Here is a 12,345-nt window from a genome sequence, read left to right as displayed (position 1 = left end):
AGTAGAACGCTTAGAAAGTAGTTTGCTCAGCGTTCCAATGTAGTTGGCTCATCGTCAGTTTGCTCAGCGTTCCAATGTAGCTGGCTCATCGTCAGTTTGTTTAGCGTTCCAAAGTAGCTAACTCACCGTCAACAAAGTAGTTTGTTTAGCGTTCCAAAGTTAGCAATCTCATCGTCACCAAAGATTTGCTTAGCGTTCGAAAGTAGTTAGCTCCTCGTCACCAAAGTCAGTCTGCTTAATGTTCCAAAGTAGCTATCTCATCGTCACTAAAGTAATTTGTTTACCGTTCCAAAGTAATTGTTTACCCTTACGGACCGTATTGCAGCTAAATTGTGTTTTTGGCGCCTTTTTTCGAGGTAACGGACTGCATAGCGCTTATCTAGCTGAAATTGCAGGAAAAAGGAGTGGATATGGCAAAATAGCTGCATCTGAGTCCGAACGGAGTGGAAAAAGGCATGAATTTGCGAAATAAGGGCGCCTCGGTCCGATACGTTGCAATGGCAGCCACCACCAAAGGTAGATTGCTTCTGTTCTGGAGTAGAATGCTTAAAAAGTCGTTTGCTTAGCGTTCCAAAGTAGTTAGCTCATCGTCACTAAAGTAATTTGTTTACCGTTCCAAAGTAGTTTGTTTAGCCTTGCGGACCGTATTGCAGCTAAATTGTGTTTTTGGCGCCTTTTCCCAAAGTAACGGACTGCATAGCACTTATCTAGCTGAAATTGCAGGAAAAAGGAGCGGATATGGCACAATAGCTGCATCTGAGTCCGAACGGAGTGGAAAAAGGCATGATTTTGCGAAATAAGGGCGCCTCGGTCCGATACGTAGCAATGGCTGCCACTACCAAAGGTAGATTGCTTCTGATCCGGAGTAGAATGATTAGAAAGTAGTTAGTTCAGCGTTCCAAAGTCAGCTATCTCATCGTCACCCAAGTAGTTATCTCACCGTCCCCAAAGTGGTTTGTTTGCCCTTACGGACCGTGTTGCACTTAATCGTAATTTTATCCCACCCGTTAGAGGTGAAAATCTCAAAATAAAATATTTGCAAACGAATGAACTATCTGGACGGGCTAAACGTATTATAAGAAACGTATATTGAAGACGACGAAGCTACAGTAAATATGGCATATTGAGAGTGTTATGAGATTGGAAGGGGAGTGGCAAGATGTTGACAATCAAACATTTTACCAAAAGCTATAAGGGTGGCAAGAAGGCGGTAAATGATCTAAATTTAGTGGTCGAAAAAGGTGACATCTATGGCTTTATCGGTCATAACGGTGCAGGGAAAACAACGACTATCCGAGCAGTGGTCGGAGTTTTAGATTTTGAGGAGGGGGATATCGAGATTGGTGGGTACTCCATTAAAAAAGATCCCTTAGCCTGCAAAGCGATTACTGCGTATATTCCAGATAATCCGGATTTATACGATCATCTGACGGGCATTCAGTACTTGAATTTTATTGGTGATCTTTTTAGCGTATCGAAAGCGGATCGGGAGTTACTGATAAAGAAATATAGCGATGAATTTGAGATTACCTCTAATCTGGGGGATTTGATCTCCGCGTATTCTCATGGTATGAAACAGAAACTCGCGATTATCTCTGCGCTTATTCATAAACCGAAACTGCTGGTTCTGGATGAACCCTTTGTGGGACTTGATCCAAAAGCGGCACACACGCTCAAGAGAATTATGGCGGATATTTGCAGCCAGGGCAGTGCGATCTTTTTTTCGACGCATGTACTGGACGTGGCCGAGAAGCTCTGCAATAAGATCGCCATTATCAAAGCGGGTGAATTGATCACTCATGGGAAAACAGAAGAGGTGAAGGGTGACAGCAGCCTTGAAGATGTGTTTTTGGAGTTGATAAAACATGATTAATATCTGGAGATTGACGAAAATTCAGCTAATCTCATCCTTTGGGTTAAATAAAGCTTTGCATACACGAGATATGAAAGAAAGACGAAAAATGCTTTTGCTGAGCATCGGTATCTTAATAGGGATTGTCATGATGGCAGTGGTTTCGTTTGGATATAGCTTCATGATAGCAGAGACCCTTGAACAGATAGGCCGGCCAGAGCTGCTGCTTGCGATTATGATGGCTGTTACTTGCTTGATTGGATTTTTTACAACGATCTATAAGGCGAGTGGGGTATTATTTGGCTCCAAAGATTACGATCTCGTAATGTCGCTGCCTATCAAAACGAGCCATATCGTAGCAAGCCGTGTAGTTCAGCTCTACGTGCTGAATATACTGTTCTCATTGATGGTGATGGTGCCAGCAGGTGTAGTTTATGCTATAAAGGTAAATCCGGCAGTAGTATATTATTTATTTTTCATGATAACGCTGCTATTTATCCCATTAGTGCCGATCATTGCTGCAACGATTATAGGGGCATTGATTAGTTGGATTTCCTCACGTTTTAAAGGAAGTCGTTTAATAAGTCTCATTCTGACTTTTGCCGTAATCATTGTTATTATTTTGGGTTCAGGCCAAATGAATGGGAATGACCCGCAGTTACTTGCGGATATGAGCACACAAATTGCCGATCAAATCTTCAACTTATATCCTTTGACGGTCATGTATGTAGATGCTGTCTGCTCGTATCAGGTTGCTCCTTTATTATTATTTATAGGGATTTCGTTACTTTCTTTTATGTTGTTTACCCTTATTCTTGGCAGCAAATATAAAGCAATACACACAGGCCTTACGACTTCTTACTCAAAGAATAAGTATCAAATGAGGTCACTTGCAGTCTCTTCACCGCTTTACACATTGTATAAAAAAGAGCTGCGCCGCTATTTCAGTTCTTCTATATATGTGCTAAATACGAGTATTGGTATGGTCATGTTACTTGTCATGGCGATTACCCTACTGTTTGTTAGCTCAGAGCAATTAGGAAAAATTATGGAAATACCAGAACTTTCTAACTATCTAAGCAGATTGGCGCCATTATTTGTTTCCCTCTTTGTTGCATTAAGCTGTACGACCTCGAGTTCGATTTCGCTTGAAGGTAACCATATTTGGATTTTAAAAAGCGCCCCCGTTCCGACAAAAACCATATTATTAAGTAAAATCGCAGTGAATCTCACCGTTACTGTACCGATTGTGATCGTGAGTAGTGTGCTTCTAATGATTTCTTTGGGCACAGGCTGGATGGAGAGCTTGTTATTGCTAATAATCCCCGTCCTATACGCTTGTCTTACCGCAATGGTAGGTGTGATCGTAAACTTGAAGCTTCCTAAACTGGAGTGGACCAATGAAGTCTCTGTAATTAAACAAAGTGCTTCGGTCCTTGTAGCGATGATTATAGGATTTATCAGCTTGCTGATTCCATTTGGTTTGAGTTTTCTTTTATCTGATCTAAATGGTAATCTCGTTATGTTAGGTATTGGTGTGGTGATATTAGTAGCGTGTGGAGTGATGTATAGATACATCCAGTCCAAAGGAGAATTTTTATTTCGGGCTCTTTAAAAAAAGGGCATTCCAAAAGCCGAAATTGGCTGCTGGGATGCCCTTTTTTTGTGCAAGATTTATTTTCGTGAAAAATCCCTAAGTTCTACCGTCGCTCTTGTTGTTCTTGTCGCTCATTAGCTAACTGTTCAATTCCGCCCACCAATATTTTTAGACCTGTATAGAACATCTTATCAGAGCCAATTTCATTAAAAATATTGTTTTCGTACATTCGTTTTATAACATTAGGTCCATCCCCGGATAAGTGCTCAAGCGATTGTTTAAAAACCACTCTAGCATCTCCATTAGGTTCATTTTTCATGGCTAAGTCAATTCGATCCTGCTCATATTTGTCCAATTCGAAAGAGATCACATAGTTTAACACGCATGCAATTAAGGAGAATTTATCACTATCGCTTAAAGGAAGATGATCCACGATCTGAAGCAAAGTATTCAGTAAAGATAGATAATTAGGTTCAGAAGGCAAGGTTCTCATCATCAGCTGAGCCGAGCAAGGATACTTATGTAAAACCCCACGAATTCGGTCTGCAAAATTAAATAACTGTTCTTGCCAAGCACCTTCGAGATTCGCAGTTTCGAGGGCTTCTTTGGCGACCTCATTAGCAAGCGTCTGGAAAATGCTCTGTTTACTCTTAAAATGCCAATACAGAGAGGCGGCTTGTATTTTTAGTAGTTCTGCTAATTTACGCATACTAAATGCCTCTATGCCGATATCATCCAACAGCACCCAAGAAGCTTTTATTATATCTTGTTCAGTGATTTGCAGATTTTTGATTCTCATCGAAACGACCTCCTGTTACTGTCTTTCTTTATCATAAGCGAAGATGAATGGCTGGTCTACCATCGTTAGATTACTGCTTTATCTTACAGTGTTAGATATTTTTATTTACAAGCAAATAAACGGGTGCTATATTAATCTTACACTGTTAGTTTAAAGGTGCGATTTTTAAAAAAAGGAGGCAGCAGTTAGCAATTTTATTAGTAAAAATTAAAAAGGATGTGTATAGACCCATGAGTAATCTTCAAGTGGAACAATCCCAACCAGTCACCAAAGAATTTTCTATAAAAACAATACTTCCCGTAATACTGGCACTTATAACAGGAATGCTGCTGGTTATGCTCGACAGTACAATTATGAATGTAGCGATCCCGCAGCTTGAAAAAACCTTTGATACCAGCCTAAAAACAATACAGTGGGCCATTACGGGTTATACGCTGGCTTTATCCGTAATTATCCCATTGGCCGGTTGGTTCTCGGATAAGTTTACTGCCAAACGTGTTTTTTTAGCTTCGATCGTATTGTTTACCATAGGTTCTTTATTATGCTCTATGGCACAATCCACAACAGAGCTGATAATCTTTCGTATTTTGCAGGGATTAGGCGGAGGGATGATTGCTCCAATTGGTATGGCTATGTCATTCAAAATCGCACCTCCCGATAAAAGAGGTTCAATCATGGGATTGCTTGGACTACCGATGTTAATTGCGCCTGTTCTTGGCCCTGTACTGTCAGGATGGCTGTTGAAATATGCCAGCTGGCATTGGATTTTTCTGATTAATGTTCCCATTGGCATTATTGCAATGATTGTTGGAGTGAAATTTCTTCCGGTAATAGAGAAGGGGAATAAAGCTAAATTGGATATTTGGGGTGTGATTTTATCACCGCTCGCCTTCTCCAGCTTGGTATTTGGGGTGCATAGAGGGGGAGTAGATGGCTGGGGGGATCGTATAACGATTATATCTCTTGCGTTCAGCTTCATTGCTTTAGCCTTGTTTATTTTCGTGGAATTGCGCCAAAAAGAACCGTTATTGGAACTTCGCTCTTTTCGATCTCTAGAATTTAGTAAAGGTATGATTTTGACCTGGATTAATCAGTTCGCCTTATTTGGTTCGATTCTGTTAATTCCAATTTTTTTGCAGCAGGTCAGAGGTTTTTCTTCCTTTGAATCGGGGCTTTTAGTTATTCCCCAAGCATTAATATCCTTTGCTGGCATGATTATTGGAGGAAAGTTATTTGATAAGTTTGGAGCTCGGCCCGTTGTGTTCTCTGGACTTGTGCTGCTGTCCACCGGACTCTTTCTCTTGTCACGTTTACAAAATGATACAAGTGTATACGTTATGATCAGTTATTTTGCCATTATGGGACTTGGCCAAGGATTAACTACTATGCAGCTCGGTACACATGTGCTTAAGGCCGCTCCGAAGGATCTGATCAGCCGTGTTACCCCACTTACTGCCTCTGCGCAACAAATTGTGGGTTCCTTTGCTGTCGCTATAATGTCGGGCTTATTGACTTCCAATATAGCTACACATATGAGTCAAGGGAATCAGAAACTACCCTCAGCGGCTATGGTTGCAGGATTCCACGATACGTTCCTAGTTTCATTGGTCTTGGCGCTGTGTGGTGTGGTTCTTAGTCTCTTTTTGCGTAATCCGAAGAGCTGATCCTATCGTACTCTACCAATATTTTAGCGATGTTTATTGATTGTATCCTTGGTATAATTCAAAGATTGATAACCAAGGGGGAATCTCTTAACCCGTGAAAAATATATTTGCTAGATTTACTATAATAACCCTCGCTGTCGTGCTAGCCGCCGGAGTATTTATTCAGCATATATCGGCCGATAACGGGGTTCCTTTTGAGGATATAAACACTAGTTATGCAAAAAAAGAAATCATAGATTTATATAACCGGAATATATTAACTGGCACCTCGAATACTAAATTTTCACCTACTCAATCGATTACTAGAGCTGAATTTATAACAGTACTTGATCGACTGTTGAAGCTTGATCCAGCGTTGAGTCCGGTATCTCCTTATACCGACGTAGCCAAAAGCGCTTGGTATTACGGCTGGATTCAGGCTGCGGTTCAGCTTGAACTGGCGAACGGCACTTCGGCAACTACTTTTGCACCCGCAAAAGCAGTCACTCGGCAGGAAGCGGCTGTGTGGATAGCCAAAGCTCTAAAGCAAACAAACACTGCAACTGCCGCACAAACTAATTTTAAGGATCGGCAACAAATTGCTAGCTGGGCAAGTGCTGCTGTAGCTAAGGTTAATGATCGCGGATTAATGAAAGGCGATAATAGCGGAAATTTTCGGCCCACGGACCCGATAACAAGGCAAGAGACGGCAGTGCTGATGGATCGGGTGCTGCAACATACAAGCTGGGCGGCAGAGCTGGAAAGTAATCCGGACAAACGTATTGTTATAGGCTGGCAGTATGGTCTCACGACGGCACAATTTGAGAATCATGTTCTGCAATCGAACGTCAACACATTATCACCACGTTGGTATTATGTTGGGAAAACAGGGGCAGTAACGGATTCGACAGACGCCTCGCTGGTGACTTGGGCAAAAAATAATAAGAAGCAAGTCTGGGCGATGGTTGGCAATCGATCGGATCAAGAAGCGACGCATCAGATGCTGTTGAGTACAACCGCAAGGAATACGGCAGTTAATCAGTTAGCTGCTTTAGTGAGTAAATATGGATTAGATGGACTAAATATAGATTTTGAAAATGTAGCGGCCGAAGATCGTGTGTATTTGACTTCGTTTATTACTTTATTAGCCGAGAAAATGCATTCGCTCGATGTTATCCTGTCGATGGATGTATCTCCTGATCTTGGAACGGATTGGACAGAAGCTTTTGACTATGCTGCCCTAGGCAAGCAAGTGAATTATATGGTGATGATGGGTTATGATGAGCATTATGACGGGAGTCAAGTTCCGGGGTCCAATGCCTCGCTTTCTTATGATCAAAAGGCTGTGAATACAATCCTAAAAGTTGTACCTAGTCAAAAAGTTATATTGGCATTGCCCTTATATAATCGGGATTGGACATTGAACCAGAAGGGGACGGTTTTATCCTCTCAATATATTACGCTTCCGGAGCAAAATCAGATTATCAGCAGCTATGCATCGAGACCCGTGTGGAATCCTTCGCTGGGACAATATGTCGCGGGCTACTCGAAACAAGCTATAAAACATACGATCTGGATTGAGGATGGGCGTTCATTAATAACAAAATACAACTTAGCGGTTACTAAAAAACTTGCTGGAGTAGCTTATTGGTATATAGGCGGAGAAAGCTCTGATGTATGGTCCAGCTTAAGGAATGCAGAGAAATTTTACGATTATACTTTTTAAAAATATGAAAGACTGGATGCGAATAGCCGCTTAGCTATATTGCTGTCCAGTCTTTTTATTGGGTTATTAATGCATAGCTGGTAGAATTAGATTGATTAAATCAGCCTCGCGTTACGTATTTTTTGAAGTTTTTCACGTTTAGAACTTTAACATTTTGAGCTAGAAGTTTCTTGTCGCTAACGACCCAAGTGTGATCTTTGGAGTTTTTTCTACGAATCGCAGCGAAGTTATACTTATTTCCTGCATAGATCTTAAAGCCCTGTGCAGCACAATCCGCACAAAACTTAACGCATTCACCTTTATTCCAATCTGGAAAGGAAATCTGCTGGAAGACATTTCGTTTTACGAGTAGGGTCGCACCCTGAACATTGGTTACCTGTTTATTTTCCATATGAAGATAACGAAGCAAAAGTAGCTTCTTATCAGTTAAATACATATAGTGAGCTCGTTTTCCAACGATATCAGCTTTAGTTTTATGGAGGATGTTCATACTATCCGTTAAATAGTTGGCAGAGTAATAATCGTCGTCATCAAATTTAGCGATACAGCTATAATTCGCTAAGTGCACACCAAAATTCAGACAAAACCCCAGTGAACGATATTCTGGTAGTTTATAGATCCGTACGTTTTTATGTTTTTTTGCAGCATGTATATAGTCTTCTATTTTCAAGCTATCATTATTAATGATCACGATAAGCTCTTTAGATTTGAAATTCTGTCGTTGATAGTTATCAAATATTGTTTTAATACAATCCATTCGTTTTGTACAAGTTAGAATAGACACAGCAGATGAAGTAGATTCAGCAGTTAATTTCATAACGAAATCTTTGGACGGCGTCCAACAAAATTCCTATAGTTTTTAATATTCCGGATGATCTTATGGTTAGCTATTAGTGTACTATCACTGATGATCCATGTATGTTTTGAAGAGTTTTTTCTACGTATGGCAACGAAGTTATTTTTACTTGCAGAATAAACCTTATAACCTTTCTTTTTGCTTCTGCTGCAAAAGAGATCATCTTCACCTACGTTTTTATTAGGAAATTTCACATGATCGAATACTTTTCGTTTGAAGACGAGCGTAGCGCCAGGGAGATGGGTAACCATTCGGTGTTCATCATTTGCGAAACGAAGAATCAAAGTCTTTGAACCTAGTAAATACATATAGTGAGCCCGTTTTCCAAGGATATCAGCTTTAGTTCTTTTTAAGGTCAGAATACTTTCCGTCAAATAATAAGGGGCATAATAATCGTCGTCATCAAATTTGGCAATGGTATGATATTTGCATTTTGTTACGGCATAGTTTAAGCATGAACCGAGAGATTGCTGTTCAGGTTTACGATATATCTTAATATTTTTGTGTTTTTTAGCTAAGGTTTGGTAGGGGGATAGTGGAATTTTATTATTATTGATAATAATGATAAGTTCTTTATTGGCATATTTTTGTCTGCTGTAATTTTGAAATAGGTTGTTTAAATAATTATGGCGATTGGTACAGGTAATAATAGAAATACCTTGTTGGTTCGCCTTGTTGTGAGGTACAGCACTCATTTAACCAACCCCTCATATGCATTTTTGGGAAAAGTCTCATAATACGATATGTCCAAGTTAGGATAGAGTAACGGCATATCAACCTCTTAAAAGCAAAAATGGACTTGTTTAAAAAACACAAAACCCACAGTGATAGCTGTGGGTTTTGTAAGAGAGACACATCATATGAAACACTTTGGATGTTTGTTCAGAAATAAGATTCAATGATGGATACGCCATTCTCGATTCTCGCCTTACTCTGCGTTAAATAATCCTTGGTCCAATCATCTAGGTTAGACATATCAAAACTCCGGTACATCCCCGTATAAACAATAATCTCTCTTAATCGAAGAAAAAGAGGAATTAACTTCAGCTCATTTTCTGAAATCCTGTTCTCTTTAACGTAGCCTTTCAGAAAATGCTCCATAAAACGCTGACATTGAAGCTGCCTGTCCTCCATACTATCATCCCCGTAAACGTAGACTAGATAATACAGTTGAATGGCGATATCTTCTACAAACCAGCTGTACTGAGCTTCATCAAAATCAAACAAAGTCAGCTTACCATTGTCGACCAAAAAGTTGCCTACATTGATATCCCCATGGATGAGACCATAGGTATTTATTTCAGCGTCGAGATGCTTTAGCCGATTCATAAGCGCCTTACAGCTTTCCAAAACGCCACTTTGGGATGGAGGAATAAACCTGGTTACATTCTGTAGGTAGTAGTTCTGATGCCACGCATGTCTTTTGGACTGTGGTTTATAAGATTTTGCTAATCTGTGCATTTGTCCAGTGATCATGCCACACTGCTCATAGAGGTCTAGATCCTTCAGGCAGTCTGGGTAACCTATTCGTTTCCCTTGTGCTTTTTCAAAGGAAGATACCATAAAGCATGAATCACCAATCTCTATTTGCTCAACTAGATTACCCAGAAGAGAACCTACGGGTCTTGATACGGAAACGCCATGATCTGCCAGGTATAGAATCCATTCAAGTTCAGCCGTTAACAATTCCATACTGCGCAGCGAGCTATGAGTAAATCTTAGAATATATTGATGATTGCTAAGTTGATATTCATAAACAAAATTTTGAAATCCGCCAATGAAGCTTAGCTCATCTATGGGGATACCGTATTTCGTGCAGGCAGCACTTACAATCTGGTCATTAAATAAGGACTTAATCTTTTGTTCCAAGGGTTCTACTCCGTTCTACACTACAATGATTTTATCGAAATCGTTCTGGAGCTTTCCTGGACCTCAATAAGCAGCGGCCGTTCTTGTGGGTTGAGATTTGGGGCATGAATGGCCAGCATAAGTCTGCCCGTCAAATCACGAAACAACATTCCATGTCCGCCATCTTTGGCATAAAGAGGCTCAGGATCATGTTGCCAAGGTCCACTAATGTCACCGCTGACGGATCGGGTTATACCCATGGCATAACCACTAGCTCCACTGCTAGACCACAACATAAGCAGCTCACCACTGCTAGTCTGATGCATAAAAGGACCGTCAGTTACGTATTGCCCTTCTTTGCCGCCTACCGTCCAAGGAGCTTGTGAAGCCTGGAAAAGCAGCATAGGTTCGCCAATAGTAGCACTTAAATCCTCCTTCAGCCGAACGGCATACATTTCTCCATCCGTCACTTCAATCCATTCACGGCAAAAGATCATCCAAGGTTTGTCTTCTTTATCTACATATAACGTTCCGTCAAGGCACTCCCAAGAAGCAGGGGTAATCGGATGATTGCTGATAGGGAGATAAGGACCCTCAGGTGTTTCCGCGCTTAATATTTGTGTCCCCCGTGGAACGCCATGTCTTTTAAAAGAAGCGAACATATAATATTTTCCGTTGTAGCGGTGAACCTCTGGTGCCCAGAAATGATGATCAGCCCAAAAATCAGTATCTGGACGAAAAGCAGCAATGGGCCCGGACCATTCCTGAAGATCTGAGCTGATATATACATCGAAGCCGTGAGGTGCGCCACTCCAAGCTGTTAGGCCATCTGTGCCAAATAAATAATATTGACCAAGTTCAGGAACAGATAGGATATAGGGATCTCTAAAGTTAATATCAGATAATGTTTTCATTAAGGTGCCCCCAATTTACAAGCTATCATCTGCTTAATTTTACAATATCTTCTTTAGGCTTGGAAGCGTTACTTCATTTGCTCGTCTTGTAGCAAACGTATTTTCATTACTCCGGGTGTACAGCCGTAGTTTTTTCGGAAGACACGTATAAAATAATTAGTCTCCATGCCCAGCTGAAGCGCTATATCTTGAACGGGAATCTCCACATCCTCCGTCATTAATTGCAGCGCCCGCTCCAGCCGCAGATTCTGCAAATACTTATGCGGAGTGACCCCATATTCCTGCACAAATAAACGCTGGAAATGCTGCACAGAGTACCCGACTGCTGCTGCAAGATTGGAGATCAGAAGCGGTTCTGTGTAATGTTCGTTGATCAGCCCGACGGCTGTAGTTAGGGCTTCATTTCGGACCGACTCGAAGGCTAGACGATTACCGGAGACTTCTGAACTCTTGGCAGGGCGCAGCATCAAGAGCAGTCTATAGAGTGTGATAGACAACTCTTGCATCCACATCTCGTCCTGCCGATTGGGGGCAGGAGAATTCACCGTATGCCAGATTTGGCCGATTTCTTCCCAGCATTGTTCAAAACGATCCGTTCGATAAGGAACAGAAGGGAGCAGTTCAAGCGCTTCCAGCAATCCATGAGCTTGACTGCCTTGAAAGCCGATAAAGCCAACATGCCACGGTTCATGAGAGGTAGGATAATATTCATGACCACGATCGGGCGGGAAGGCAAAAGCCATCCCCGGTTCCAGTATGATTTCTGTGCCACTTTCCAGATCACGAAATAACCCGGTTCCGGTCCGGATTAAAAAGATTTGATACACAGGAAATCCTGCTGGGCGCACATGATGGAATTGGATATGGCGACCTACAGAGTAGGGGGATAGGGGCAACGTTCCAGAGTCGCGCGGTAATTCAATCAGAGAAAAAGGCAGCAGGTTTATCACCTCATCTTCATTTTGTGCTATCACTTCGAGACTATATTCCTACTGATTGAAATGAATTTTCTTATATTATAAATAGTATAAATGATGATTCCTGAATAAGATAGCTTACGCTTCTAGCCTATCATCAGAGAATAGTCCCATTCTATAAATGGGCAGAATT

10 protein-coding genes are annotated in these 12,345 nt (G+C 41.1%); 4 read left to right on the top strand and 6 right to left on the bottom strand.

Features of this window, described 5'->3' with window-relative positions; genetic code table 11:
- The first annotated feature begins 1,159 nt into the window (after window positions 1-1,159).
- Together MHI25_RS18690 and MHI25_RS18685 are read left to right on the top strand one after the other, a co-directional pair.
- A complete protein-coding gene (locus tag MHI25_RS18690) occupies window positions 1,160-1,873 on the top strand; it encodes an ABC transporter ATP-binding protein (protein WP_076217841.1) in 714 nt (237 codons plus the stop codon).
- On the top strand, window positions 1,866-3,467 hold the full coding sequence (locus MHI25_RS18685; protein WP_340393924.1) for a hypothetical protein: 1,602 nt from the start codon (window positions 1,866-1,868) through the stop codon (window positions 3,465-3,467). The genes MHI25_RS18690 and MHI25_RS18685 overlap by 8 nt, the downstream gene beginning before the upstream one ends.
- 85 nt (window positions 3,468-3,552) lie before the next feature.
- Here the strand turns inward: MHI25_RS18685 and MHI25_RS18680 are convergent, their stop codons facing one another.
- Complete coding sequence (locus MHI25_RS18680; RefSeq protein WP_340393921.1) at window positions 3,553-4,248, bottom strand: TetR/AcrR family transcriptional regulator C-terminal domain-containing protein; 696 nt, start codon at window positions 4,246-4,248, stop codon at window positions 3,553-3,555.
- A 230-nt stretch (window positions 4,249-4,478) separates the two neighbouring features.
- On the opposite strand from MHI25_RS18680, the gene MHI25_RS18675 reads away from it, so the two are divergent.
- Together MHI25_RS18675 and MHI25_RS18670 are read left to right on the top strand one after the other, a co-directional pair.
- Window positions 4,479-5,912, top strand: coding sequence for an MDR family MFS transporter (locus MHI25_RS18675; RefSeq protein ID WP_340393920.1), 1,434 nt, complete (start codon window positions 4,479-4,481; stop codon window positions 5,910-5,912).
- A 94-nt stretch (window positions 5,913-6,006) separates the two neighbouring features.
- On the top strand, window positions 6,007-7,617 hold the full coding sequence (locus MHI25_RS18670; RefSeq protein WP_081387788.1) for an S-layer homology domain-containing protein: 1,611 nt from the start codon (window positions 6,007-6,009) through the stop codon (window positions 7,615-7,617).
- Between the two features lie 100 nt (window positions 7,618-7,717).
- On the opposite strand, the gene MHI25_RS18665 is transcribed toward MHI25_RS18670, so the two are convergent.
- The 5 genes from MHI25_RS18665 to MHI25_RS18645 form a co-directional block, all read right to left on the bottom strand.
- Window positions 7,718-8,374: a glycosyltransferase family A protein gene (locus tag MHI25_RS18665; RefSeq protein ID WP_340393919.1), complete on the bottom strand. Its 657-nt coding sequence runs from the start codon at window positions 8,372-8,374 to the stop codon at window positions 7,718-7,720.
- A 56-nt stretch (window positions 8,375-8,430) separates the two neighbouring features.
- Window positions 8,431-9,168, bottom strand: coding sequence for a glycosyltransferase (locus tag MHI25_RS18660; RefSeq protein ID WP_339168376.1), 738 nt, complete (start codon window positions 9,166-9,168; stop codon window positions 8,431-8,433).
- Between the two features lie 187 nt (window positions 9,169-9,355).
- A complete protein-coding gene (locus tag MHI25_RS18655; RefSeq protein WP_340393917.1) occupies window positions 9,356-10,342 on the bottom strand; it encodes a phosphotransferase in 987 nt (328 codons plus the stop codon).
- A 20-nt stretch (window positions 10,343-10,362) separates the two neighbouring features.
- On the bottom strand, window positions 10,363-11,235 hold the full coding sequence (locus tag MHI25_RS18650; RefSeq protein WP_340393915.1) for a glycoside hydrolase family 43 protein: 873 nt from the start codon (window positions 11,233-11,235) through the stop codon (window positions 10,363-10,365).
- 68 nt (window positions 11,236-11,303) lie between these two features.
- Window positions 11,304-12,209 carry an AraC family transcriptional regulator gene (locus MHI25_RS18645; protein WP_254847677.1) on the bottom strand — a complete coding sequence of 302 codons (906 nt, stop codon included), beginning with the start codon at window positions 12,207-12,209 and terminating at the stop codon, window positions 11,304-11,306.
- Between the last annotated feature and the right edge of the window lie 136 nt (window positions 12,210-12,345).

The organism is Paenibacillus sp. FSL E2-0177 (assembly GCF_037992975.1).
GTDB classification, from domain to species: Bacteria; Bacillota; Bacilli; order Paenibacillales; family Paenibacillaceae; genus Paenibacillus_AQ; species Paenibacillus_AQ odorifer.
Note: the sequence above shows the minus strand (reverse complement) of the source record. Positions and strands in the feature narration are given on the sequence as shown.